This is a genomic window from Lysobacter sp. CA199 (genome assembly GCF_052078715.1).
GTDB lineage: Bacteria > Pseudomonadota > Gammaproteobacteria > Xanthomonadales > Xanthomonadaceae > Lysobacter.
The window spans coordinates 1-25,820 of sequence record NZ_JBQJIL010000002.1 but is presented as its reverse complement, the minus strand read 5'-3'; the positions used below and the strand labels follow the sequence as shown (position 1 = coordinate 25,820).

General features: G+C 66.7%; 23 protein-coding genes. 6 read left to right on the top strand and 17 right to left on the bottom strand.

Annotated elements, in window-relative coordinates:
• Positions 1-24: 24 nt before the first annotated feature.
• Together ACTOWJ_RS02980 and ACTOWJ_RS02975 are read left to right on the top strand one after the other, a co-directional pair.
• Positions 25-2,361, top strand: a complete 2,337-nt coding sequence (locus tag ACTOWJ_RS02980) for an alpha-amylase family glycosyl hydrolase (protein WP_441333101.1) — start codon at positions 25-27, stop codon at positions 2,359-2,361.
• 316 nt (positions 2,362-2,677) lie between these two features.
• On the top strand, positions 2,678-3,370 hold the full coding sequence (locus tag ACTOWJ_RS02975; protein WP_441333100.1) for an alpha/beta hydrolase: 693 nt from the start codon (positions 2,678-2,680) through the stop codon (positions 3,368-3,370).
• 245 nt (positions 3,371-3,615) lie between these two features.
• Here the strand turns inward: ACTOWJ_RS02975 and ACTOWJ_RS02970 are convergent, their stop codons facing one another.
• Positions 3,616-4,443, bottom strand: a complete 828-nt coding sequence (locus ACTOWJ_RS02970) for an AraC family transcriptional regulator (RefSeq protein WP_441333099.1) — start codon at positions 4,441-4,443, stop codon at positions 3,616-3,618.
• A 98-nt stretch (positions 4,444-4,541) separates the two neighbouring features.
• Here ACTOWJ_RS02970 and ACTOWJ_RS02965 point away from each other — a divergent pair, with 98 nt between their 5' ends.
• A complete protein-coding gene (locus tag ACTOWJ_RS02965; protein WP_441333098.1) occupies positions 4,542-5,828 on the top strand; it encodes an MFS transporter in 1,287 nt (428 codons plus the stop codon).
• Positions 5,829-5,951: 123 nt separating this feature from the next.
• On the top strand, positions 5,952-6,539 hold the full coding sequence (locus tag ACTOWJ_RS02960; RefSeq protein WP_441333097.1) for an alpha-ketoglutarate-dependent dioxygenase AlkB family protein: 588 nt from the start codon (positions 5,952-5,954) through the stop codon (positions 6,537-6,539).
• A gap of 13 nt (positions 6,540-6,552) precedes the next feature.
• Here the strand turns inward: ACTOWJ_RS02960 and ACTOWJ_RS02955 are convergent, their stop codons facing one another.
• The 6 genes from ACTOWJ_RS02955 to ACTOWJ_RS02930 all read right to left on the bottom strand — a co-directional run bounded on the left by ACTOWJ_RS02955 (position 6,553) and on the right by ACTOWJ_RS02930 (position 8,972).
• Positions 6,553-6,747, bottom strand: a complete 195-nt coding sequence (locus ACTOWJ_RS02955) for a hypothetical protein (RefSeq protein ID WP_441333096.1) — start codon at positions 6,745-6,747, stop codon at positions 6,553-6,555.
• Positions 6,748-6,800: 53 nt separating this feature from the next.
• The gene (locus ACTOWJ_RS02950; protein WP_441333095.1) at positions 6,801-7,415 is read right to left on the bottom strand and encodes a GIY-YIG nuclease family protein; all 615 of its coding nucleotides are present in this window, start codon (positions 7,413-7,415) and stop codon (positions 6,801-6,803) included.
• Positions 7,416-7,551: 136 nt separating this feature from the next.
• A complete protein-coding gene (locus ACTOWJ_RS02945) occupies positions 7,552-7,785 on the bottom strand; it encodes a hypothetical protein (RefSeq protein ID WP_441333094.1) in 234 nt (77 codons plus the stop codon).
• Positions 7,786-7,845: 60 nt separating this feature from the next.
• A complete protein-coding gene (locus tag ACTOWJ_RS02940) occupies positions 7,846-8,181 on the bottom strand; it encodes a DUF3247 family protein (RefSeq protein ID WP_441333093.1) in 336 nt (111 codons plus the stop codon).
• Positions 8,182-8,342: 161 nt separating this feature from the next.
• Positions 8,343-8,705, bottom strand: a complete 363-nt coding sequence (locus tag ACTOWJ_RS02935; protein WP_441333092.1) for a BON domain-containing protein — start codon at positions 8,703-8,705, stop codon at positions 8,343-8,345.
• A gap of 84 nt (positions 8,706-8,789) precedes the next feature.
• Entirely contained in the window at positions 8,790-8,972 is a 183-nt protein-coding gene (locus tag ACTOWJ_RS02930; RefSeq protein WP_441333499.1) for a hypothetical protein, read from the bottom strand.
• A 266-nt stretch (positions 8,973-9,238) separates the two neighbouring features.
• On the opposite strand from ACTOWJ_RS02930, the gene ACTOWJ_RS02925 reads away from it, so the two are divergent.
• Positions 9,239-9,757 (top strand): MgtC/SapB family protein, encoded by a 519-nt coding sequence (locus tag ACTOWJ_RS02925; RefSeq protein WP_441333091.1) that lies wholly within the window; start codon positions 9,239-9,241, stop codon positions 9,755-9,757.
• Positions 9,758-9,785: 28 nt separating this feature from the next.
• On the opposite strand, the gene ligD is transcribed toward ACTOWJ_RS02925, so the two are convergent.
• The 10 genes from ligD to ACTOWJ_RS02875 all read right to left on the bottom strand — a co-directional run bounded on the left by ligD (position 9,786) and on the right by ACTOWJ_RS02875 (position 24,216).
• Positions 9,786-12,374, bottom strand: coding sequence for a DNA ligase D (gene ligD, locus ACTOWJ_RS02920; RefSeq protein ID WP_441333090.1), 2,589 nt, complete (start codon positions 12,372-12,374; stop codon positions 9,786-9,788).
• A 41-nt stretch (positions 12,375-12,415) separates the two neighbouring features.
• Positions 12,416-13,318, bottom strand: a complete 903-nt coding sequence (ku, locus tag ACTOWJ_RS02915; RefSeq protein ID WP_441333089.1) for a non-homologous end joining protein Ku — start codon at positions 13,316-13,318, stop codon at positions 12,416-12,418.
• A 2-nt stretch (positions 13,319-13,320) separates the two neighbouring features.
• Positions 13,321-13,857 carry a low affinity iron permease family protein gene (locus ACTOWJ_RS02910; RefSeq protein ID WP_441333088.1) on the bottom strand — a complete coding sequence of 179 codons (537 nt, stop codon included), beginning with the start codon at positions 13,855-13,857 and terminating at the stop codon, positions 13,321-13,323.
• A complete protein-coding gene (locus ACTOWJ_RS02905; protein ID WP_441333087.1) occupies positions 13,854-14,237 on the bottom strand; it encodes a hypothetical protein in 384 nt (127 codons plus the stop codon). Before ACTOWJ_RS02905 ends, ACTOWJ_RS02910 begins: the two co-directional genes overlap by 4 nt.
• Positions 14,238-14,708: 471 nt before the next feature.
• Complete coding sequence (locus tag ACTOWJ_RS02900; protein ID WP_441333086.1) at positions 14,709-19,151, bottom strand: DEAD/DEAH box helicase; 4,443 nt, start codon at positions 19,149-19,151, stop codon at positions 14,709-14,711.
• Between the two features lie 334 nt (positions 19,152-19,485).
• Positions 19,486-20,241: an SDR family oxidoreductase gene (locus ACTOWJ_RS02895; RefSeq protein WP_441333085.1), complete on the bottom strand. Its 756-nt coding sequence runs from the start codon at positions 20,239-20,241 to the stop codon at positions 19,486-19,488.
• Positions 20,242-20,254: 13 nt separating this feature from the next.
• Entirely contained in the window at positions 20,255-21,043 is a 789-nt protein-coding gene (locus ACTOWJ_RS02890; RefSeq protein ID WP_441333084.1) for a histidine phosphatase family protein, read from the bottom strand.
• A gap of 1 nt (position 21,044) precedes the next feature.
• Positions 21,045-22,130, bottom strand: coding sequence for a phosphotransferase family protein (locus tag ACTOWJ_RS02885; protein ID WP_441333083.1), 1,086 nt, complete (start codon positions 22,128-22,130; stop codon positions 21,045-21,047).
• Positions 22,127-22,972 carry an SDR family oxidoreductase gene (locus tag ACTOWJ_RS02880; protein WP_441333082.1) on the bottom strand — a complete coding sequence of 282 codons (846 nt, stop codon included), beginning with the start codon at positions 22,970-22,972 and terminating at the stop codon, positions 22,127-22,129. Before ACTOWJ_RS02880 ends, ACTOWJ_RS02885 begins: the two co-directional genes overlap by 4 nt.
• A complete protein-coding gene (locus tag ACTOWJ_RS02875) occupies positions 22,969-24,216 on the bottom strand; it encodes an acyl-CoA dehydrogenase family protein (RefSeq protein WP_441333081.1) in 1,248 nt (415 codons plus the stop codon). The genes ACTOWJ_RS02880 and ACTOWJ_RS02875 overlap by 4 nt, the downstream gene beginning before the upstream one ends.
• 92 nt (positions 24,217-24,308) lie before the next feature.
• On the opposite strand from ACTOWJ_RS02875, the gene ACTOWJ_RS02870 reads away from it, so the two are divergent.
• On the top strand, positions 24,309-25,235 hold the full coding sequence (locus ACTOWJ_RS02870; protein ID WP_441333080.1) for a LysR family transcriptional regulator: 927 nt from the start codon (positions 24,309-24,311) through the stop codon (positions 25,233-25,235).
• Positions 25,236-25,820 lie beyond the last annotated feature (585 nt).

The following is a 25,820-nucleotide window of genomic DNA, read 5'->3' as shown; positions in this document are numbered from 1 at the left end:
GACCTCATCAGGGAGTATGCGGCGATGCGCAAGGCAGTGCAGTGGTGGAACGGGCTCAATTCCAGGGGCGTCGCCATGCTGTGCCTGGCCTTGTCGGCGGCGCAGATGCCGGCCGCGCGGGCGGCGATCGATGCGCAACAACTCGGCGCACGCTACGACGCGGCACAGACCAACCTCAACTTCCGCGTCTACTCCTCGCGCGCCAGCCGCGTCGAGGTGTTCTTGTACAAGCAGGCCACCGGCGCGCAGGAAGTCGCACGCGTGCTGCTGAGCAAGGACGCCGCCAGCCAGGTCTGGTCGGCCTCGGTGCCGGTGGCCACGATCAAGAACAGCTACGGCATCACCGGCACGGTGTATTACGGTTATCGCGCCTGGGGGCCCAATTGGCCCTACAACGCGGCCTGGACCAAAGGCAGCGCCAGCGGTTTCGTCAGCGACGTCGACGCCACGGGCAATCGCTTCAATCCCAACAAACTGCTGATCGATCCGTATGCGCGCGAGATCAGCCAGGACCCAGGCACCGCGGCCTGCACCGACGGAACCGTCTACGCCACCGGCGCTAGCCATCGCAACAAGGACAGCGGGCCGTGCGCGAGCAAGAGCATCGCCCTGCCCGCCGATACGACTTCGGTCGGCAGCAAGCCCACGCGCGCATTCAAGGACGAGGTGATCTACGAAGTCCATGTGCGCGGGCTGACCCGCAACGACGACAGCGTACCCGCGGCCGAACGCGGCACCTACAAGGGCGCCGCGCGCAAAGCCGCGGCGCTGGCCGCGCTGGGGGTGACCGCGGTGGAGTTCCTGCCGGTGCAGGAAACTCAGAACGATCAGAACGACGTCGATCCGAACTCAACCGCGGACGACAACTACTGGGGCTACATGACCCTGAACTACTTCGCGCCCGACCGCCGATACGCCTTCGACAAGAGCGCCGGCGGCCCGACCCGCGAATGGAAGGCGATGGTCAAGGCGTATCACGACGCCGGCATCAAAATTTACATCGACGTCGTCTACAACCACACCGGCGAAGGCGGCCCGTGGAGCGGCACCGACGGCAAGACCGTCTACAACCTGCTTTCGTTCCGCGGCCTGGACAATCCGACGTATTACTCGCTCAGCGCCGACTACCAATACCCCTGGGACAACACCGGCGTGGGCGGCAATTACAACACCCGCCATCCCATCGCGCAGAATCTGATCGTCGATTCGCTGGCCTACTGGCGCGATGCGCTAGGCGTGGACGGATTCCGCTTCGATCTGGCCTCGGTGCTGGGCAACAGTTGCCAGCACGGCTGCTTCAACTTCGACAGGAACGACAGCGGCAACGCGATCAACCGGATCGGCGCCGAACTGCCGCCGCGCCCGGCCGCGGGCGGCGCCGGCGTGGACCTGATCGCCGAGCCCTGGGCGATCGGCGGCAACTCGTATCAGGTCGGCGGTTTTCCGGCCGCGTGGGCCGAGTGGAACGGCCTGTACCGCGATGCGCTGCGCAAGAAGCAGAACAAGCTCGGGGCCGAGCCGGTGACGCTGGGCACCTTGGCCTCGCGCTTCGCCGGTTCCAGCGACCTGTACGGCGACGACGGCCGCAAGCCCTGGCATTCGGTCAACTTCATGGTCGCCCACGACGGCTTCACCTTGAACGATCTGTACGCCTACAACAGCAAGCAGAACAACCAGCCCTGGCCTTACGGCCCCTCCGACGGCGGCGAGGACCACAACATCAGCTGGGATCAGGGCGGCGTGGTCGCCGAGCAGCGCAAGGCCGCACGCACCGGCCTGGCCTTCGTGATGCTGAGCGCGGGCGTGCCGATGATCACCGGCGGCGATGAGGCCCTGCGCACCCAGTTCGGCAACAACAACACCTACAACCTCGACTCGGCGGCGAACTGGCTGTACTGGACGCGCAGCGCGATCGAGGCCGATCACGAGACCTACAGCAAACGCCTGATTGCGTTCCGCAAAGCGCATCCCGCATTGCGGCCGGCCGGTTTCTATTCCGGCAGCGACGGCAACGGCAACGTGATGGAGCAATTGCGCTGGTTCAAGCCCGACGGCGCCCAGGCCGATGCCGCCTATTTCAACGGCAGCGACAACCACGCTCTGGCCTGGCGCATCGACGGCAGCGAATTCGGCGACAGCGCCAGCGCGATCTACGTCGCCTACAACGGCTGGTCGGGCGCGGTGAACTTCGTCCTGCCCTGGCCGGGCATCGGCAAGCAGTGGTATCGCGTCACCGACACCGCGACCTGGAACGAAGGCCCGAACGCCGTCGCCGTGCCCGGCGGCGAGACCTTGATCGGCGCAGAGAACACCAGCTATAGCCTGCAAGCGCGCTCGTTGCTGTTGCTGATCGCGAAATAACCCGCCACCGCGAGGTTTCGTATCTCCCTGTAGGAGCGGCGCAAGCCGCGACCGCGACCTCTGGCTTACCTCGTATGCGCGATGTCGCGGTCGCGGCTCGCGCCGCTCCTACAGGGGGAATCGAAGGCTACCTCGCGACCGGGTGCGCCGGCCCGCTACAACCAGACTGCAGCACCAAATTCACGCCGCCTAGTTTGTCGCCATGGAATTCTCGGCGACTCGCGGCCGCGCGGTCGCGGGTACGGCGTGATCGCTCCTCGCCAACCGGCGGTCGCCCATCCCAGCGTTCGTTGGCGCCATCACTTAGGACACAATCATGAGCGGCAAACCCACCATCGTTCTCGTACACGGCTTCTGGGGCGGCGCAGCGCACTGGGGCAAGACCATCGTCGAGCTTTCGCGCAAGGGCTACAGCGACATCAAGGCGGTCGAACTGCCGCTGACGTCCCTGGCCGACGACGCCGAACGCACCCGCAAGATGCTCGCCCAAGTCGGCGGCCCGGTGCTGCTGGTAGGCCATTCCTACGGCGGCGCGGTCATCACCGAAGCCGGCAATCACGACAACGTGGTCGGCCTGGTCTACATCGCAGCGTTCGCGCCGGACGCCGGCGAAAGCCCGGGCGGCATCACCCAGGAACACTTGCCCGAAGCCGCGCCGAATCTGGCGCCGGACAGCGACGGGTATCTGTGGCTGAAGGCGGACAAATTCCACGACAGCTTCTGCCAGGACCTGAGCGCCGACGAGGGGCTGATCATGGGCGTCACCCAGAAAGCGCCGCTGGCCAGCACCTTCGGCGACACCATCGCCAAGCCGGCGTGGCGCTCCAAGCCGAGCTGGTATCAGATCTCCAGTCAGGACCGCATGATCGCGCCGGAGAATCAGAAGCGTATGTCGGCGCGCTTGAATGCGAAGAAGGTCATCGCGCTGGATGCCAGCCATGCATCACTGGCCTCGCGGCCGGCCGAGGTGGCGGCGTTGATCGACGAGGCGGCCAAGGCCGTGGGTTGAGGCGCTGGCAACCGTCACCGGAGCCTGCCTTGCCTTCGCTTGTGTTTCAGCTCTGGTCCGGCGGCGCCTGTAACTCGCAACAAACGGACACCGGAGGACGGCGCACTGCACGTGCGCCGAAATTTGTCTATGCCTATGCTTTTGATCAGCTCTGGCCTGGCGGCGCAACTGACTCGCAGTAGAGAGTTACTTGCGCCGCCAAGCCGGAACCAAAACAAAATCTTGGCAACGGCAAGGAATACCCATCAGCGATCCATGGTCGCGATCGCCGAACGCAGACTCGGCGGCGGCAACGGCTGCGACATCGCCAGATAACGGCTCGGCGGCATGCCGATCAGGCGTTTGAACATCGTGGTGAACGCCGAAGCGCTCTCGTAGCCCAGATCCATCGCCAACGCAGTGATCGCCTCGCCCGCGGCCAATCGCGGCAAGGCGGCGAAGATCGCCGCCTGCCGGCACCACTGCGCGAAACTGGTACCGGTTTCGGCGCGGAAGCGACGGGTGAAGGTCCGTCGGCTCATCGCCAGATCGCGGCACCAATCGTTGATGCCGTCGTGCGGCGAGGGATGCGCCAGATACGCCCGGCATCGCCGCGCCAGACGCGGATCGGCCGGGAAAGGTATGTCCAGCGGCAACACCGGCGCGCGTTCGATCTCGTGCACGATCAACGAATAGATCAGATCCGGACGCGAACCGCTGCCGGCTTCGGCCTGCAGCGGCAGGTCCAAGGTTTCCAGCAGCAATTGCCGCATCAGCGGCGCGACGCCGATCACCCGGCAGTCCTGCGGCAGCGCCGCGCTGACTTCCGGGTCGATGTAGATGCTGCGGGTGCTGATCTGCACCAGCACGTGCACGTCGTGGCTCATCCCCGCTGGCACCCAGCAAGCGCGCTCGGGCGGCACGATCCAGCGGCCGGTCTCGGTGCCCACCACCATGATTCCGTGTGCGGCGTACAGCAGTTGCGAGCGCCGGTGCTTGTGGCGGGCGATGCGGTGATGGCTCGGGTACTCGTTCGAGGTAGCGACGATGCGGCCGGGCAACGAATCGGCCAGGACCGCATGAACATTGCGCATTGGCCCGTTCTCGAAGATTGTTGACCTGAATGATAGTGCGGGCAGGATCAAGGAGGCGTCTACTGAACGGCGCACCGTCCCTCTCCGATGTCGAGCCGATGACCACCCTGGACCCTTCCGCGGCCGCTCCGGCCGAGTTCGCCGACAGCCCGGCGACCCCGCAAATTCCCGAATTCCAGGCCGCATCCGCGCCCGCCGCCGAGAGCGCCGGCAAGATCGCTTTGCCGATTCTGGCGATGCTGAGCGTGTGCCATCTGCTCAACGACATGATCCAGTCGCTGCTGCCGGCGATCTATCCGCTGCTCAAGCAGTCGTTCAATCTGGATTTCGGACAGATCGGCCTGATCACCCTGACCTTCCAGGTCACCGCCTCGCTGCTGCAGCCGCTGGTGGGCATCTACACCGACAAGCGGCCGATGCCGTGGTCGCTGTCGATCGGCATGGGTTTCACCCTGACCGGGCTGTTGCTGCTGTCGCAAGCGACCAGCTTCCCGATGTTGCTGCTGGCCGCGGCGCTGGTGGGTTCGGGTTCCTCGGTGTTCCATCCCGAATCCTCGCGCGTGGCGCGCATGGCCTCAGGCGGTCGCCATGGCCTGGCGCAGTCGCTGTTCCAGGTCGGCGGCAACGTCGGCTCGGCGCTCGGGCCGCTGCTGGCGGCCTACATCGTGATGCGGCACGGCCAGGGCAGCGTCGGCTGGTTCGGCTTCGCCGCGCTGGCCGCGATGGTGATCCTCAGCCGCGTCGGCCTGTGGTATCGCGCCAATATCCCGGCGCAGCGCAAAGGCCACGGCGCGGCGGCGCCGGTGCTGCTGCCGCGCAAGACCATCGTAGCGACCTTGCTGGTACTGGGCGTGCTGATCTTCTCCAAGTATTTCTACATGGCCAGCCTGTCGAGCTACTACACGTTCTACCTGATGGAGAAATTCCATCTCACCGCGCAAAGTGCGCAGTTGCATCTGTTCGTGTTCCTGGCCGCGGTCGCCGCCGGCACCCTGCTCGGCGGGCCGATCGGCGACCGCATCGGGCGGCGCTACGTGATCTGGTTTTCGATCCTCGGCGTGCTGCCATTCACTCTGATGCTGCCGCACGCCAATCTGCTGTGGACCACGGTGCTCAGTGTGGTGATCGGTCTGGTGTTGTCTTCGGCGTTCGCGGCGATCCTGGTGTACGCGCAAGAGCTGATCCCCGGCCGCACCGGCATGATCGCCGGCCTGTTCTTCGGTTTCGCCTTCGGCATGGGCGGGCTGGGCGCGGCCGCGTTGGGGCAGCTGGCCGACCACATCGGCATCGAGGCGGTGTACCGGATCTGCGCTTACCTTCCGGCGATCGGCTTGCTGGCCTGGTTCCTGCCGAAACTGGAGCAACGCAAGACGCTCGCTGGCTGAGGGCCGGCGACACATGGTTGCGGCGCACTTGGGCCGGGCGCGATTCGTCGCCCTCTCGACGATACGACCCGGCCCGCTCGCGTCTCATCCGGCGCGACCGGACGCGCGCACCCTGCCCCGCCTATGCACCAGAATTCTTTGTTCGACCACGATCCGCAGCAGCCCGTCGACGACGCCGAAGGCGGCGTGCGTTATATGCCGGGCGTGTTCGGGCGCGAGTGGTGCGAGGATCTGTTCGCGGTGATGTGGCGACAGGCCGCGTGGAATTCGCAGCAGCGCATGATGTACGAGCGTCTGGTCGAGGTGCCGCGGCGGGTGGCGTCGTACCGGCTCGATCGCGACGCGCTGCCGCCGATGCTGGCGCCGACCGCCGAACGCGTTCGCGCCGTGCTCGGCGCGCCGTTCAACAGCGTCGGCCTGAATCTGTACCGCGACGGCCGCGACAGCGTCGCCCCGCACAACGACAAGCTGCACGATCTGGTGCCGCGCCAGCCCATCGCGGTGCTGTCGCTGGGCGCGACCCGACGCATGACCCTGCGCGGCAAACGCGCGCCGCACCCGGTCTGGCATATGGAACTGCACGCCGGCAGCCTGGTGGTGATGAGCCATGCGTCGCAGCATCACTACGATCACGGCATCCCCAAGCAGCCGGGCGTGCTCGACCCGCGTATCAGTCTGGCCTTCCGCGTGCGTCCGCCGTCGGTCGACTGAACACGTCGCGCGCTCAGGACGCGGCCGTGGACGCCTGCAGCGCGGCCGCCAGCGCCGCGTCGCCCGAGGCCAGATCGCTCCAGTTCAGGTTCAAGCCGTTGCGTCGTCCTTTCTCGGTGAGCTTCAGGCCTTGCGGGTCGATGGCCAGCGTATACAGCTTGCCTTCGATCTCCACTTCGCGTCGGATCGGTTTGTCGAGTCGGGTCATGAGATATCTCCCAAACGTGGAGCGGTGAGGCGCGAAAGCGCGCGGGTCCGGGTTCAGCCGCGGCCATACCAGCGCAGCAGGGACTCGGGCAGACGTGGCGCCAGCTCGATGCCCAAGGCGGCGTGCGCATCGAGCGTGTCGAGCAGATTGCGCCGCAGTACGGCCAGCGGCGGCTGATCGAGCAGCTCCCACTCGCCCTGCAGTTGCCGCATCAGTTCGCGGCTGCGGTGGTACAGCTGATCGCCCTGCCCGGCCAGTTCGCACGCCAGCCAATCGCGCAACGGCCGGTGCACGATCAGGCCTTGCTCGGCTAATGCATGCGCATGACTCTCCAGCGCCGGATACGCGCCGCGATACCACTCGCTGTGCCCAGCGGCTGCGACGCGCACGGTCAGCGGCGCGGGCGCGTTGTGTTCGGCCAGGGCGCGGCGCAGCTGCAATTCCAGTCGACGCGCTTCGCGCACATGGTCGGTCTGCACCGCGAAGGCAAGATCGAGATCGAAGAACTCGAAATAACGCGGTTGCAACTGCTGGGCTCTGCTCAGCGGATTGCGCGAGAAGCCCAGTTTCAGCAAATCCTCGTAGGCGCAGGGCAGCACGTACAGAAAACAGCGCCCTTCGCTGGCGCCGTGGATTTTCTCGGGCTCGCTGCTGCGCAGAAACGACATGGCCGGATGATCGCGCAATCGCGTCGCAGGCGTTGACCCCGATGCCGCAGAATCCACGCCGGATGCGACCGTCGGTCGGGCGCCTTCGCCGATCGCGATGAGGCGGTCAGGACTCATGAGGCCGGCGCACCTGCGCTCAGACCCGGTCCCTCGCCGCATGCACGCCCGCATGCTTGGCGCAATGCGCGCAGCAGTAGAACGTCCCGTCGTGTTCGATACCGTGGCCGACGATGCGGCATTCGCAATGCGCGCAACGCGGCGCCAGGGCGTGTATCGCGTATTCGAACGAGTCGAAGGTACCGGCGCGATCGTGCATGGTGACGGTGAAGGATTTGTCGTACTGGTTTCCGCATACGTCGCAGGTGGACATGTGGAACTCCTCGGACGATCGTGGGCGCAGTGCCGCATCGGTGCCGCGGCAAACCGCGGCTCAATGGGCGAACGGGCGATCGGCGGACTGGATGGGCCGGACCTGCAGAATTTCGTCGACCCACAAATAATTGGTGCGGCTCTCACTGGTGCGGCTCTCACTGGTGCAGTTCTCGATGTTCGGATCGTCCAGGCGCAACACCGCGTTGACGCCCTCCTCGCCCTGTGCATCGACGAAAGTCTGCAGACTCGGCCGCGCCGTCACGAACCCGACCTGCCGGCTGCCGTCGATCAGCACCAGTTCCACCCACGCCTGGTCCGGCAATCGGTCGATCAACACACGCAATCGGCCGATGTCGGCGGGATCGGTATGCACACGATCGGCGTGCTGGGTCATCTGTATGCTCCGGCAGTCGGCGGGTCGGGAAATACGCTGAGCCTGCATCGTGGGTGCGTCAGCCGCGACGGGCCCTCACGCGGGTCCGACTCGAACGACGCACCCGCGGTGGCCGATGCGCCGTGCCGCGAAGGCCCGCCGCATCCGCCACCGCCGCGCGCTTACTTGCGCGCGCTCTTATGCGCGATCAGGCCGGTGGTATCGACCTTCTTGACGCCGTCGATGTTCCTGGCGATCGAAGCGGCCTTGTCGGCCTGCGTCTTGTCGACGCTGCCCGACAGCTTGACCACGCCATTGACGGTTTCCACGTTGATGTCGCTGCCCGGTACGTCGCTGGACGCCACCAGTTCGGCCTTGACCTTGGTGGTGATCCAGGTATCGCTGACCGGCTGCGCCGAATCGTTGCTGGCCGCGGCGGTCGCCGGATCGGTGTCGGCCCGGGTGCCCGCGGTCTGCGGCGCGGCCCAGGCCGCGCTGGACAATCCGATGCTCAATACGGCGATGGCGATGAAGGGGATTTTCATGGATGAGTCCTCGGGTGGTCGCGATCGGACGCGGGAATGCGGCGCGGTCGCGTTAGTGACTTGGGCGGCTGCGGCGGTCGCAGGTCAGTGGTGATCCTTGCGCCCGGATCCGGACTTCTTGCCGCCGTGGTCCTGCTTGTTGACGGTGCGCCAGGCACGCTCCTCGGCTTCCTTTTGGGAAACGCCATCCTTGCGATAACCCTCCTCGATGTGTTCGGCCTGACGTTTCTGCTTGTCGGTGTAGGACGATTTGTCGCCTCGGGGCATGGCCGGCCTCCTCATGATTCGATTCGCCAATCGATGTCGTGACGATAGGGTTCGTAGAATTCGGATCGCTTGTCGAGTCGCTTGCGGTCGACCGCCACGCTACCCACGACGAAGTTAAGTTCAGGCCAGCGCGGCGTTAGCGCTGAGTGTTCGATTCATCGTCCCCGCGCGCGGCGCTGTCACGGGCGACTCACGGATGCGTGGTTATGAATGAACGCGCGAAACGGCACATACGAACGCATGACGGACTCATCAGGAGCGCATTCATGCATGTCATGGATCAGTTATGGGTGGTCGGCGGCGCGGCCTATGCGATGGTGTTGGGCGGCGCGATCGGCTTCGAACGCGAACTCAAGAACCGGCCGGCCGGTTTCCGCACGCACATGCTGGTGGCCGGCGCATCGTCGCTGCTGATCGGCATGGGCCAGCTGGCGGTGTTGGACCCGCGCTTCCACCTGCCGTTTCTGATCAACATGGATCCGATGCGCCTGGTCGAGGCCGTCGTGGCCGGGGTCTCGTTTATCGGCGCCGGCACGATCTTCGCCTCGCGCGGCGGCAAGGACATAGCCGGCATCACCACCGCCGCCTCGCTGCTGATGGTCGCGGTGATCGGCGCGAGCACGGGCCTGCGCTATCACTTGCTGGCCTTCGCCTCGGCGGTGCTGACTCTGCTGGTGCTGGTGGTGCTCAACTTTGCCGAAAGCAAGTTCGGCATCAAGCCGACGCCGACCGATGCCAAGGACGATTCAGCCTCGCCTACGCAAGAGCACGATCGCGATGGCTGATTCCGGGCAGTCGCGTGCCGTCCGTGGCCTACAGCGACGGCAGGCGCTGTCTGGATTGGGCGAAACCTTCCCACGGATCGCCGCGCAGACGCGAGGCGCGACGTAAGGCCTTGGCCAGATCGAAATCGTCGGAACCGCCGCTGCGCGAAAACTCATCCCAACGCAGCGGCATCGTCACCGGCGCGCCGCTGCGCGCGCGCAGCGACCAGTTGCTCACGCTGGTGGCGCCACGCGCATTGCGCAGCCAGTCGATGAAGATCCGATCCTTGCGCACGGCCTTGGAAGCGGTGGCGACATAACGCAGCGGCGCATGTTCGACCATCGCATCGGCGAAGGCCTCGCAAAATCCCTTGACCTGTGCCCAATCCGGGCCGCGCCGGATCGGCACGCACACGTGCGCGCCCTTGCCGCCGGACAGACGAACCCAACTGTCCAGGCCGATTTCGGCGAGCCGATCGCGCACCTCGCGCGCGGCCCGCTTGACCTGGTTCCAGGCGATGCCCTCGGCCGGATCCAGATCGAACACCAGCCGGTCGGGCTTGTCCGGCGCATCGCGGCGCGCGCCCCAGGGGTGGAACTCCAGCGTACTCATCTGCACCAGCGCCAGCACTCCGGCGATATCGCGAACGTAGACGTAATCGGCTTTGCCGGCCGATTCGCTCAACTCGACCGGATACACGTCGGGACCGAAACTGTCGTTGTGGTGTTTCTGGAAGAAACACTGCGAGGCGATCCCATCGGGACAGCGCAGCAGCGAGATCGGTCGCTCGATCAACTCCGGCAGCAGCCAGCGCGATACCGCGCGGTAATAGTCGGCGACCTCGCCCTTGCTGATGCCCGGCTCGGGAAACACGATGCGCTCGGGATGGGTGATCTTGGCTTCGGTCATGGTGTGCGCTTCCTCAGTCTTGGAACGCGGCGATACCGTCTTCGCGCCGGCCTTGGCCTTTGTCGCGGGTTTTCGCCGATCGGCCAGCGCCGCGCTCAGGTCGGCAGCACGCTTGTCCTCGCGCAGGCGCACGAAGCTGGCCTGGCGGATCAGTCCTTCCTTGCCGCGTCCGCGCGAATGCACGTCGATCACCAGTTCGGGCTCGACCCAGCGCACTTTGCGCGGCGCGAAGGGTACGTGCGCCGGCAATTCGAGCACAGGTTCGCTGCGATGCAGACCACGCAAACGCGTCGCCATGCGGCGCAAGGCCTCGTCGCTGAAGCCGCTGCCGACCCGGCCGACGTATTCGAGCCCGCCCGCGACCGGTCGCGCCAGCAACAGCGAGCCGAAGCCGTGGCGGCTGTTGTTCGGCGGCGTATGCCCGACCACGATGAACTCCTCGTCGGCGACGTGCTTGAGCTTGATCCAGCTCTGGCTGCGTCCGCCGCGATACGGCGCATCGGCGCGTTTGCTGATCACGCCTTCCAGGCCGGCATCCAGACTCGCGGCCAAGGCGTGTTCCGCCGAGCCCTGCACGTGCTCGCTGAACACCAGTTCCGGCGCATCGCCGGCATGCAGCAGATCGCGCAGCAGGCCACGGCGGGCGGCCAAGGGCGCGCCGCGCAGATCGATGCCGTCCAGGTACAGCAGGTCGAACAGCACGTAGCGCAAGGCGTCGAGTTCGCCGGCCTCCAGACGCCGTTGCAGTTCGCCGAAGTCGCTGCGGCCGGCGCGATCCTGAGCGATCAGCTCGCCGTCCAGGATCGCGCTGCGCACCGGTAATGCGGCGACCGCGGCGGCGATCCGAGGGAAACGCTCGGTCCAGTCGAGCCGGTTGCGCGATTCCAGCCGGATGCTGCGCTGGCGATACGCCAGTAAACGGTAACCGTCCCACTTGATCTCATGCAGCCAGCCGGTGCCGGTCGGTGGATGTTCGCGCAAGCTCGCCAGTTGCAATTCGATCCGCTCCGGCATCGGCGCGGCCTGGGCGCCTTCCAGGGCCAGCGCCGCTTTGCGCCATGACACGGTCGATACGCCGGCGGCGCGTTTAGCGGTGTTGGCGGCCTTCGCTACCGTCTTCGCCGCTCGCTTGGAAGACTCGGCCGCGGATTTGGCCGACGCGCCGGTTGTCTTCGCGGCCGCCGAGCCGCCGCCCGGCCCGAGCATGCCGTCGGCATCGATATCGCGTACGTGCTCGTCGCTGCGCTTGATCAGCAGCCATTGCGGTTGCCGGCCCGACGGTTTGGTCCGCACCAGGGTGAAGCGGCCTTGAAGGCGTTCGCCGTCCAGCTCGAAATCCAGCTTGCCCGCAGCGATCTGATCCAGGGCATCGGCGTGCGTGCTCCAGGTACCGCGATCGAAGATGTCGACATGGCCGGCGCCGTAGTGCCCCTCGGGGATATCGCCGTGGAAACCCGCGTAATCGAGCGGATGATCCTCGACCTCCACCGCCAGCCGCCGTTCGCCCGCGCGCAACGACGGCCCTTTGGGTACCGCCCAGCTCTTGAGCACGCCGTCGGCTTCGAGGCGGAAATCGTAATGGCGCGCCCGAGCATGGTGCAGCTGCACCACGAAGATCGGAGCCGCAGCGCGACGGCGGTTGGAGCGGCCGTCGCACGCGATCCGTTCCGCGCCGGGCTCGGGAGTGATTCCGAGGCGGCGCTTGCGCACGTAATCGCGCAGACTCATCGATCCACCACGCGGGTCACCGGCTCAGCCACGGCCCGCGCTCAGGCGGATTTCCGCGCGCGTTTCTTGGCCGCTTTCTTGACGGTCTTCTTGCTCGCCTTGGCCGCGCTCTTGCGCGCGGTCTTCTTGGCCGCAGCCTGCCCGCCCTTCTTGGCCAGACTGCGCTTGAGCAGTTCGGCGAAGTCGATCACGTTGGTCGCCGCGTTCTCGGGCAACTTGGATTCGTCCGATTCCTTGCCGCGCACCACCTTCTTGGACTTGACCCGCTGTTCGATCACCTTGTGCAGACGTTCGCGGAAGTCGTCCTTGTAACCCTGCGGTTTCCACTCGCTGCTCATCGAATCGATCAGTTGCTGGGCCATGTCGATCTCGCGCGGCGAGATTTTCCACTTGGCCAGCCCGCCCTCGGGCAGTTTGTAGTCGCTGGGATCGACGATCTCCTGGGCGTAGCGCAGGATCAGCAGCAGCAATGCGTCCTCGTGCGGCGCCACCGCGGCCAGGTACTCGCGGGTGCGGATCACCACCCGGCCGATGCCGACCTTGCCGCTGCGCTTGAGCACCTCGCGCAACAGCACATAGCCCTTTTCGGCCTTTTTGCCCGGTTCGAGCACATAGGGCTTCTCATAGAACTCCGCACCGATCGAGTCGGCATCGACGAAGGTATCGATATCGACCGTCTCCTTGTGGTCGGGCGAGGCGGCGGCGATGTCGGCCTCCTCGATCACCACATAACTGCCCTTGTCGTACTCGAAGGCCTTGACGATCTCCTTCCACGGCACTTCCTCGCCGGTTTCCTCATTGACCCGCTCGTAGCGGATCGGCGCCTTGTTGCGGCTGTCGAGCATGCGGAAATGCAGGTCGACGCGGCGCTCGCCGGTCATCAGCTTGACCGGGATGTTGAGCAGGCCGAACGACAGGGTTCCGGTCCAGATGGGGCGAGCCATGGTCAATCCTCGGAAGTGGGCCAGTCCTTGCGCGTACGCGTGCGCGCCGCCGCGGACGGGCACGAACGCGGGCCCGGAGCCGCGGCGCGACGGTCGCGCCCCGGCTCGCGCGAAGAAGCGGAGTCGCGCGGCGCCGAAACGCCCTCGTCGCCTTCATCGTTGTCCAGCAGCTCGCGCGCCTTGCAGGCCAGCTCCTCGTAACGCGCGCGGAACTTTTCCAATGTTTCTTCGTCGAGTTCTTCCAGATCCAGCAAGGTGTTCTCGGCCGACTCGGTGGCACGGATGAGTTCGTCCAGCTTGATCTGCACGGCGGCCGCGTCGCGGTTCTGCGAGTTCTGGATCAGGAACACCATCAGAAAGGTGACGATGGTGGTGCCGGTGTTGATCACCAGTTGCCAGGTGTCGCTGAAACCGAACAGCGGCCCGGAGATCACCCACACCAGCACCACCCCCACCGCCAGGCCGAAGCACAGCGGATGGCCGGTGAAACGCGAGGCGGCCTTGGCGCCGCGCTCGAACCCGTGCCGCACTGCGTTCATTGCGCGTGGCGGTGACGATGCACGCGCTCGCAAGCGGCGGCTACCACGCGGCGGGCTTCGTCCCAATCCAGCCGCGACAGGGCGCGCACGCGTTTGTAGCAGGCGCGCAACTCGTCTTCCATCTCGTCCAGGCTGCGGCCGTGGCCGCGCATATAAGCGTCCAGCCCCAGCTTGATCGCCGGCTCATAATCGCCGAAACGCAGACCGGGACGGTCGATCAAACCGCGATAGTGGTTGCGCCAGTACGACAGTTCCGAATCCAGATCGAGCGCATCGGGCGAGAGGATCGAATCGTTCGGATGCCTCAAGCCGAGCGCGCCGAATCCGCGCGCGGACAGCGGGGCATCGGTACGACGGGGATGATGGCTTTCAAAGCGCATAGCGGGCTCCTTGGCGTTGTATCGTGATACGACGTTGCGTCGGATGAATGCTTCAGGCTGGGTCGGCGTACTGCTCATGCATCGCACCGCGGCACTGGCCTGATCGCATTCGTTCGGTCACGGCCCCCTGCGCGGTACCTTGCCATCGCCTCGCGCGAAGACGGCGTTAATGCGTTCGCAGGATATTCTCGTTGCGTTCAGTTGCGTTGCATCGCCGCAAGCGACCGATACGCGGCACGGCGCATCGCGCTACGCTGAGATTGCAACAAAACACGGACACGCGGCGAATTGATTCACCGACGAAGCAAGTCCATTACGACCGATTTACTCGCAGTCCACGCACTCTTAACCCGGCCTGCCGCCGTCACAGTTTTCAGCTGAATCGGTCAGCCAGGCCGCGCAGACAGGATCGGGCGAACAACGAATGCGCGGCTGGACGAACGGCGCATCGCAAACCGCCCGGCGACGCGATCAAGACCCGCGCACGCCAAGATTGCGTAACACCTCATCGATGCTCGACTCGGCCGCGGCCGCGGCGCCACCGGGTCTCCGCGTCAGCAAGCGATGGACTTCGCGCTGCGCGTCGGCCGGCAACGTCTCCACCGTCTCCACCTGCCCGGCCAGCAGGCTCGCGACCGCGATGCCGTCGCGGAAGGCGATGCGCGCGCCGGGAATACGCGGCACCTTGGCTCCGGCCAACACGCCGCCGGTGAGGTTGAGCGGATCGGCCGCGGACACGCAGATCGTTTCGCCGTCGTGTTCGCGCTGGCGCACTTGGCGCAAGGCGCTCACCGCGTCGGGCAAGGCGTACTGCTCGCCGCTCATGCCGCTGACGAAACGGCCGCCGCGGATCTCGCCGCGCGCCTCCAGGCGCCGATATACGCGCAGCAGTTCGCGCCACGGCGGCAGCCACCCGGCTTCGCGTTGGATCAAGCGCCAGAACACCACGCCGTAACGTTCCAGCAGACGCCAGGCGATGTGTTCGATGGCCTCGGCGTCGCGCGCGGCGGCCGCCGGCGCGGTCGGCGCCGGTTCGGCGAGGGACGCATCGGTTTCGAGCGGACGGGTCAACGACCAACGGCCGGCATCTTGCAGATCGGTCAGCATCGCCCGGCGCCGGCGCTGACCGTGGCTGGAAGCGCGCTTGGACGCGGGCACCAGCAACGCACGCAATCCGGCGAAGCTGTCGCAGGTGATGCGCCCGCGCGTGACCAGTTCGCCCAGCGCTTCTTCCAGCTCGGTGCGCAGCAGATGGGCGGAGTGTTCCAATTCGTCGAAGAACGATGCGCCGCGCGCCTGCAGCACCGCCAGCACCCGCTGCGCGCGCGAGGACACCGGCGCCGGATCGGCGTCGCGGCTCATCGCGACGCGCCAGTGCGCCAAGGCGCGACGCGGCAGCAGCACGATCGGCGTCTGCCGCACGCTCGGCACGCCTTGAGGCGCGCCGTTGTCGCCGCCGTGATTTGGGTTTGGGCGCAACCGCGCCCAGGTCACCCGGCCGGCCGCGCACAATTCGTCGAGCCAGGCCGAATCGTAGTCGGCGATGCGCGCCGGCAGCAGTTCGTTTTCCCATACCGAAGCCGGCGCCTCGAAGCCTTCGAGCTGTTCGAGCACCGCCTGCAAGGCCTGCGGACCGCTCATGCGCGCGCGCTTGGACAAGTGCTGCCAATCGAACAGGAAGCGGGCGTAATCGCGCGGCGCGACCGGTTCGATCTCGCGCCGCAGCCGGCCGACGGTGTAACGGTGGATACGCGCGAGCAGGTGCCGCTCGCACCATTCCTCGTCGCCGCCGAGCAGGCTGCCGGCGCTGAAGCGCCCGCGCATCACATAGCCTTCCGATTCCAGATGCAGCAACGCCAGTTCGATCTCGCTGGCATCGCGATGGCTGTCGCGCGCCAAAGCCGCGACCGTGGTCGGGCCGAGCGCGGTCAGGCGCGAACGCAGCAGATCGATCAGGGCGGTTTCAAGGCTCCATGAGGCCCGCGCGTATTCCTCCGGCACCCGCACCGCCGGCTCGGCCACGGCATCGGCGAACACCGCCCGCGCCTGCGGCAAGCCTTCGGTGGCGACCCACCAACGCGGCTCGGCCTGCCCGGGGCTCAGCCGCAATGCGGTCGATCGGCCATTGCGCGCCAGTTCGTCGAGCCAGTCGCGCCAACCCTCGCGCTGCGCTTCATCGACCGTCACATAGCCCAGGCCCATCAAGGCCTCGTGCATCTCGTCGGCGTCACGCACCTCCGGCCAGGCCTCGCCGCGCACCGCGTCGATCGCTTCGGGATCCAAGCGGCCCAGATCGTCGGCGCTGTCGCCGTCGCTGTGCGCGTAGCGTCGCGCCATCACCGCCTGGGTGCGGCGTTCCTCCAGCGGCGCATCGTCGAGGAAGGCGTAGGGCTTGGCGTTGATCGCCTCGGCCGCGATCGGCGACGGGCCGGTGACGTCGCGACCGACCACCCGGATCTCGCCCGCTTCCAGGCGCCGCAGCATGCGCAGCCAACCGGCGCTGTCCATCGCCTCGAACAGACAGTCGTGCAAGGTCTGGGCGACCAGCGGATGGTCGGGCACTTCGCGCTCGCCGACCAGATTTTCGGCACAGGCCACTTGATCGGGAAACACCGTCGCCAGCAGATCCTCGCTTTTCATCCGCTGCAACTGCGGGGCGACCTTGCGGCCGCCGACGAAACGCGGCAGCGCCAGCGAGGTGGTCGCGTTCCAACGCCAGCGCACGCCGAACAGCGGCGCGTCGAGCAGGGCCTGGATCAGCACGTCCTGGGCCGAGGCCGAATGCAGATAACGGGCGACCTCCTCCAGGGCGAAACTGTGGCTGGTCGACAGCGACAGCACGATCGCGTCCTCGGTCGCCGCGGCCTGCAGTTCGAAGTTGAACTTGCGGCAGAAGCGCTTGCGCAGCGCCAGGCCCCAGGCCTTGTTGATGCGGCTGCCGTAGGGCGAATGGATCACCAGTTGGGTGCCGCCGGATTCGTCGAAGAAGCGCTCGAACACCAGGGTGTCCTGGGTCGGCACCACGCCGAGCGCCTGGCGCGTGCGCCCCAGGTAATCGACCAATTGCTGCGCGCTGTGCGCATCCAGGGCGAATTCGTCGCTGAGCCGGTGCGCCGCGGCGGCGTTGTCGTCGCCCTCGTTCAACCACGCGTCCACTTGCGCGCGCAGGCGCGAGACGCTGTGCGACAGTTCGTCGCTGCGGCCCGGCGCCTCGCCGAGCCAGAACGGAATATTCGGCGGCTGGCCCTGTGCGTCCTCCACCCGCACCCGTCCCGGTTCCACGCGCAGGATCCGGTAGCTGGCGTTGCCGAGCTGGAACACGTCGCCGGCCAGGCTTTCGATGGCGAAATCTTCGTTGACGTTACCGATCACCTGCGCCTCGGGCTCCAGCAACACCGCGTAGTCGCCGGTTTCCGGAATGGTGCCGCCCGACATCACCGCGGTCAGGCGCGCGCCGCGGCGCGCACGCACGCGCCCGTGCACCGCGTCTCGGTGGATGTAGGAGGCGCGCGGCCCGCGCCGCGTGGTGAAACCGTCGGCGAGCATGCGCACGATGGCATCGAAGTCCTTGCGTTCCAGCCGCGCGTACGGCCAGGCGCGGCGCACCCAGGCGTAGAGCTCGTCCTCGCTCCATTCGCGCGCGGCGACCTCGGCGACGATCTGCTGCGCCAGCACGTCCAGCGGCGCCGGCGGAATCCGCAGCGCGTCGAGTTCGCCGCGGCGCACGCTGTCGAGCAACGCCGCGCATTCGACCAGATCCTCGCGCGACTGCGGGAACAACCGGCCCTTGGGCACGCCGCCGACGTGGTGCCCGGCGCGGCCGACCCGCTGCAGGAATGTAGCGATCGCGCGCGGCGAACCCAACTGGCAGACCAGATCGACATCGCCGATGTCGATGCCCAATTCCAGCGACGCGGTCGCGATCAGCACCCGCAACTGTCCGCTCTTGAGGCGTTGCTCGGCATCCAGGCGCAGTTCGCGCGACAGGCTGCCGTGGTGCGCGGCGACCGCTTCGCGGCCCAGCTTGTCGGCCAGATGGCGCGCGGCGCGTTCGGCCATGCGCCGGGTGTTGACGAACACCAGCGTGGTGCGGTGTTCGCCGACCAGCGCGGCCAAGCGTTGGTAGACCTCGTCCCATTGCTCGTGCGACATCACCGCCGACAGCGGCGAGCCCGGCAGTTCCAGGGCCAGGTCGCGCTGCTTGGCGTAGCCGATGTCGACGATCGCGCAATCGGGCCGGCCCTGCGCATCGACCGCTTCGCTGCCGACCAGGAAGCGCGCGACTTCGACGATGGGTTTCTGCGTGGCCGACAGCCCGATCCGCACCGGCGGCTTGGCGCACAACTCGCGCAGGCGCTCCAGGGTCAGGCTCAGATGGCTGCCGCGCTTGTCGTCGGCGACCGCGTGGATTTCGTCGACGATCACCGAACGCACCGTCGACAGCATCGCCCGACCGGATTCCGAACCCATCAGCACGTACAACGATTCGGGCGTAGTCACCAGGATGTGCGGCGGACGTTTGCGCATCTGGGTGCGTTCGCCAGCCGGCGTATCGCCGGTGCGTACCGCGGCGCGGATGCCGGGATCAGCCAGGCCCATGCGCTGCAATTGCTCGGCGATGCCGGCCAGCGGCGCTTCCAGGTTGAGATGGATGTCGTTGGACAGCGCCTTCAACGGCGAGACGTAGACCACCGCAGTTTCATCGCGCAGGCCCTGCGCCAGGCCTTCGCGGACCAGTTCGTCGATCGCCGCCAGGAACGCGGTCAGGGTCTTGCCCGACCCGGTCGGCGCGGCGACCAGGGTGTTGCGGCCGGCGCGGATGCTGGGCCACGCCAGTTCCTGCGCCTGGGTCGGCGCCGGAAACGCGCCGCGGAACCAGGCGGCGACGGCTGGATGGAAATCGTCTAGCGCCATGGGCGGCGGGCCTACCGGAGCGATACGGGGATCGTTTGCAGATGGGGGCGATTGTGGCATTGCCCAGCGTGCGGGCGCGCCGTCTCAGTGTGTGCGACTGAATTGTTCAAAGCGTGGCGGAGGCGGTCCGCGGGTGCCTGAACGGGGAGCGGGAGGCGCGCAGACTTGCTGCCGGCGATGTGGGTGCGGTGGCGTGGTCGCGGCTCGCGCCGCTCCTACAGTCGGTAGCGGAGTGGCCGAACCCCTGTAGGAGCGGCGCAAGCCGCGACCGCGAAACACACATGCCACGCAAGCCGCGACGTCCTGCCTCGCAGCCCAACGTCCCCCGCGACACTCAATTGAGCTTGGCCACCCAGGCCAGCGGCATCCGCTTCATCAACCAGCCCAGCGGCGCCCACGGCCACCACGGCACGTAGGCCTTGGGCTTCTCTCGCTCGATCGCGCGCACCAGCAAGCGGCAACCGGTGGCCTCGTCGATGATGAAGGGAGTCTGCTTGGCCGGCGCCTGATCGTTCATTTCGGTGCGGATGTAGCCGGGAAAGATCGTGCTGATCTTGATCGTGGGCTTGCGCAGCATGTCGGTGCGGATGCCCTCGGCCAGCGAGGCCACGCCGGCCTTGCTGGCGGCGTAGGCGGTCAGGCCGCCGCGCATTCCGCGCATCGCGCTCATCGAGGAGATCAACACCAAATGCCCTTGCGAGGCCTCGCGGAAGATTTCCACCGCCGCTTCGCACTGCGCCAGCGCGGCGAGGAAATTGGTTTCCACGATGCCGCGGTTCAAGGCGAACTGGCCCTTGCCGATCGGCGCGCCCTGGCCGATGCCGGCGTTGACCACCACCCGGTCCAAACCGCCGAGTTCGTCGCGCAAGGAGCGGAACACCGCGAACACCTGCTCGTAATCGGTGACGTCGAGGCTGCGGATCGCCACCCGGATGCCCGGATGCGCGGCTTCCAGTTCGGCCTTGAGCGCTTCCAGGCGATCGGTGCGGCGCGCGCACAAAGCCAGATCGCTGCCGGCGTTGGCGAACTCGCGCGCCATGCCGCGGCCGAGTCCGGAACTGGCGCCGGTGATGAGAATGCGCTTGCGCATGAAAAAACTCCGGTCAGCGATGGGTGATGAGGCCCTCGCGCTCGTACAGATGCGCGTGGCCGTTGAAGGTGGACAGGCGCAGGCCGCCGCGGGCGACGTGCAACTGGGTGAGGCTGGCGTTGACCAGGGTCCAGCTCAGGCGCAGGGCCTGGGCGTCGGAGACTTGCAGCAGATGTTGCACGACCGCGGCGATGGGGCCGCCGGAGGTGAACACCCAGATGTTGCCGGACTCGCCCGCAGCTTCGGCAGCGGCGTGCGCGGCGGCCATGCATCGGGTTTGGAACGCGGGCCAGGTTTCGTCGTAGTCGCTGTCGTAGCGGCCGTCGCACCAACGGGTCATGGCGGCAGCGAACAGAGTCTGGAAGGCGCGGCGCGGGTCGGGCTGGACGCTCAGGTGCGCGACCAGATGTTCGTGGTCGGCGTAGTCGGGAGCGTGGCGGGCGATGATGTGGGCGTGGTCGAATTCGTTCCAGCATGGGTTGATTCGCAAGGTCGACGAGGGATCTGCGGCGGTCTGGCCGTCCCTCACTCCAACCCCTCTCCCGCTAGCGAGAGAGGGGCTATGCGCTGCTCGATCGGGCGTAGCGCCCTGAGCCCGCGCCATCGCCGCGAGACATTCTTCTGCGGTCTGCCGATGCCGGCGCATGCCGCCGCAGATCGCGATGTCGCCCTCGCCCGCCAACGGCGCCAAGGCCGCGCCGAGCAGGCGCGACTGTTCGCGGCCCAAGGCGCTGAGCTGGTCGTAATCGGCCGCGCCGAACGCGGCCTGGCCGTGGCGGATCAGGTGGATGGTGGTCGCCATCTCAATCGCGCTCGCGCGCGATCGCGCGCCGGCAACGCCAGTGCAGATAGTTCACCGACAACCAGAAGCGCTTGAACGCCGGGTTGCGGGTCTGGCCGTGGTGATAGCGGTAATAAATTTGCTGGGCGATCGCCGACAGGCGGAACAGCCCATAGACCTCGTAGAACGTCCAACTGCGCGGCCGCAGACCGGTGCGCTGGCTGTAGTAATCCATGACTTCGCGACGGCTGAACATCCCGGGCAGATGAGTGGGTTGGCGGCGCGTGTCGCGGGCGATGAAGTCGTCGTCGGCCTGCACCCAATAGGCCAGCAGATTGCCCACGTCCATCAACGGATCGCCGAGCGTGGCCAGTTCCCAGTCGAGCACGCCGATCACCCGGGTCGGATCGTCCGCGTCCAGCACCACGTTGTCGAAACGAAAGTCGTTATGGGTCAGGCAGATGGTTTCGTCCTGCGGCAGGTTGGCCTGCAGCCAATCCATGATCTTGCGGCCACTGGGGACGTTCCAGGTGCGCGCATCGGCGTAGCGCTTGCTCCAGCCTTCGATCTGCCGCTTCGTGTAACCCGAGCCCGGCGCGAGCTGCTCCAGGCCCGCGGCGCGATGGTCGACCTGATGCAGCGCGATCAAAGTATCGAGCACGTGCGTGCAAAGCGTGCGCACCCGATCGCGCGACAGCTCCAGCCCGCGCGGCAGGTTCTTGCGCAGGATCAAGCCGTCCAGACGCTGCATCACGTAGAACTCCGCGCCGATCACCGACTCGTCCTCGCAGTGCGCATACATCTGCGGCACGAACGGATACACCGGCATCAGCGCGCGCTGGATGCGGAATTCGCGGCCCATGTCGTGCGCGGACTTGGCTTTCTTGCCGGCCGGCGGCCGGCGCAGGATCAGATCGTCGTTGTCGTACTGCAGCCGATACGTCCAGTTGGAGGCACCGCCGGTGTATTGGGTGACCTGCGGTGTACCGCGCAGATGCGGCAGGCGCGATTTGAGCCACGCGTCCACCGCGGCACTGTCGAGTTCCTCGCCGCTGCGCGCGGCGCGCGCATCCTCGCGTCGCGGCTCGCCGCCTGCCGTCGCACTCATTCCTTGCTGCTCGCCGATTGCGCCGGCTTCTTGCCCGAACCGCCTTTTCCGGCGCGACGCATCGCCGCTTCGTAAAGACTGTACGGCAGCAGGCGCTTGAGCATCCAGAAACGCCGCGCCGAGGCGTGGGTGAGGATACGGAACTCGCCGGCCGCCACGCCCGCGCGGATCTTGGCCGCGATCTCATCGGCGCCGATGCTGGATTCGTCGACCAGCTTGCGCATCCAGCGCGCGTAACGCGGATCGCGGCTGCGCAGGCTCTGGCTGAGGTTGGTGCGGAAGAACGCCGGACAAGCCACACAGACGCGGATGCCGGCCGGTTCGAGTTCGGCCTTGAGCGTTTCCGACAGGGCCACCACGGCCGCCTTGGTCGCGTTGTAGGCCGCGGCGAAAGGAGGATGGATCAGGCCCGCCATCGAGGCGATGTTGAGCAAGCGGCCATGCCCCTGCTTGCGCATCAGCGGCGCGAACACCTTGCAGCCGCGCACCACGCCGAGCAGGTTGATGTCGATCATCCACTGCCAGTCGGCGATCGGCATGGCTTCCACCGGGCCCATGTCGGCGACGCCGGCGTTGTTGACCACCAGGTCCACGCCGTTCCAGTTCGCCTGCAGCCAATCGGCGGCGGCCTGCAGGTCTTCTTCGCGGGTGACGTCGCACTGCAGGTAATGCGCCTGCGCTCCGGCCGCGCGCAACGCGGCCAGGGTCTCCTCGCCGCGCGCGGCGTTGACGTCGCCGATGCACACCCGCGCGCCGTCGCGCGCATAGCCTTCGGCCAGCGCCCGGCCCAGGCCCGAGGCGCCGCCGGTGATGAACACCCGCTGCCCGTCCGAAGCGCTCATGCCGCCTCCGCGCGGCTGCGGCCCAGGCCGTACTTGGCCAGTTCCATACGCGCGACCATCGCCCGATGCACTTCGTCGGGACCGTCGGCGATACGCAAAGCGCGCGCGATCATGAACAAACCGGTCAGCGGCACATCGTGCGACACGCCCGCGCCGCCGTGGATCTGGATCGCCTGATCGACGATTTGCTGCAGCATGTTCGGCGCGATCACCTTGATCGCCGAGATTTCGGTCATCGCATGCTTGACTCCGAAATGCTGGATCTTCCACGCCGCGTACAAAGTCAACAGACGCGCCTGATCGATCGCCATGCGCGCATCGGCGACGCGTTCCAGATTACCGCCCAGGCGCAGGATCGGCTGGCCGAAGGCCTCGCGCGAAACACCGCGGCGAATGGTCAGTTCCAGCGCGCGCTCGGCCGCGCCGATCGCGCGCATGCAATGGTGGATGCGGCCCGGCCCGAGCCGGCCCTGGGCGATCGCGAAGCCCTGACCCAAGCCCAGAATCAGCTGGTCGCGCGGCACCCGCACATTGTCGAACACCACCTCGCCGTGGCCGTAGGGCGGATCGTATTCGCCGAAGGTCGGCAGCATGCGTTCGATCCGCACGCCCGGCGCGTCCAGCGGCGCCAGCACCATGCTGTGGCGCGAATGCGGCGCGGCCTGGGCATCGGACAGGCCCATGAAGATCGCCAGCCTGGCCTGCGGATGGCCGATGCCGGTGGACCACCATTTGCGGCCGTTCAAGATCAGATCATCGCCGTCGACCCTGATCTCGGCCTGCATGTTGGTGGCGTCGCTGGAGGCCACGTCCGGTTCGGTCATGCAGAACACCGAACGGATCTCGCCGTCCAGCAGCGGCCGCAGCCACTGCGCTTTCTGCGCGTCGCTGCCGAAGTGGTACAGCACTTCCATGTTGCCGGTGTCCGGCGCGTTGCAGTTGAACACCTCGGCGGCGAACTCGTAGTGACCCATGGCCTCGGCGAGCGGCGCGTACTCCAGCACCGACAGGCCGGCGCCGAGTTCGGCGTCGGGCAGGAACAGATTCCACAGACCGGCCTCGCGCGCCAACGCCTTGAGCTGCTCGATGCGCGGATGCACCCGCCAGCGGCGCCAGTCGGCGCCGGCATTGGTCTGCGCGTTCTCGCGCCGGTACTGGGCGTCGAACGGGGCGATGTGCTCGGCGATGAACCCTTGCAGGCGTTGCAGGTAGTCCTGGGTGCGCGCACTCGGTGCGAAGTCCATCACGGAATTCCGGAACGCCGGAACGGCCCGGCCGGGACCCATCCTAGGCGCCCGGCCAGCATGAATGAAGTGATATTTGCTAACGTTCAACAATGAATCAGATTCATAGCCGGAGCGAACAGCTCGACCTCAACCTGCTCAAGGTGTTCGAGGCGGTCTACCGCGAGCACAACCTCAGCCGCGCGGCGCAGGCGCTGTACCTCACGCCCTCGGCGGTGAGCCACGCACTGACCCGGCTGCGCCAGCATTTCGACGACCCCTTGTTCGTCCGCGACGGCCGCCGCATGAGTGCCACCCCGGCCTGCCAGCGGATCGCCCCGCAATTGATCGACACCCTGGGCCGGCTGCGCGAGCTGCTGCAGCAGTGGGACCGGTTCGATCCCTTGCAGACCCGCCAGGGCTTTCGCATCGGCATGCCCGACGCGACCGAGAGCGCGCTGCTGCCGGCGCTGGCCCAGGCCCTGCACGCGCAGGCCCCGGGCGCGACCTTGGCCAGCGTGGCCGTGGCGCGGCGCGAACTGGGCCGCGAACTCGCCGCCGGCCAAGTCGACCTGGCGGTGGACGTGGCCTTGCCGATCAGCGAACCGGTGCGTCACCGTCCCTTGTTCCAGGACGGTTTCTGCGTGGTCATGCGCGAAGGCCATTCGCTGGCCAAGCGCTTGAGCCTGAAGCAGTACCTGCAGGCGCGGCACGTGGCGGTGTCGAGCCGCGCGAGCGGTCAGGTGATCGAAGACATCGCACTGCTCAATCTGGGTTTGCAGCGGACCATCGCCTTGCGCTGTCAGAACTATCACTCCGCCGGCGAGGCGGTGGCGCAGTCGGACGCCTTGCTGACCATGCCGGCCGGACTGGCCGGTCGCATCGCGGCGAACGCGCGCCTGCGCCGAGTGTCGGTGCCGTTCGCGTTGCCGGCGGCGCAAGTGCATTTGTATTGGCACGCCAACAGCGAACTCGAACCGGCCAATCGTTGGTTGCGGGAGTTGGTGGTGACGGTATGCGAGCGCGGCTTGTTCGGCTGAAGCCTCACCTCACCGGCGCCTGATCGGCGCGCCGACCGATTTGCGCGTTGACATCGCGATCTTCCGCGCACCCGAAGTTGCATCGACCCGCCCTCGACGTTGCCGTTGCCGTTGCCGTTGCCGTTGCCGAGATTTTGCTCTGGCTCTGGCTGTAGCTCTTGCTGGGCGGCGCACCTGACTCGCGATAGCAAAAGGACACCCGGAGGGCGGCGCACAGGACGTGCGCCGGGTCCCATCGTGGGCAGGATGCCCACTATGGGACCTGCCGGCGTCAGCACCGCACTCGTGGCTTTTGACTCGAAACAGGGAGAGCATTTTTCTTTGGTGACTTTCTTTTGTTGCTCTGGACAAAAAAAAGTTACCCGCCGCTTTAGTGGCGGAAGCTCTTGATCCTGATCTTAGATCTCTAAAAAGCTTTAAAGCCTTCAAAGCTCTTGAAGCTCTTGAAGCTCTTGAAGTGGACTGTCCAGGGAAATATAGACATTTCCGGCCTATGATCCGAGCATAGGAGGAAGACCATGAGCACACAGCGATTTACTCCGGAATTCAAGCAAGAAGCGGTTCGGCAAATCGTCGAACGCGGCC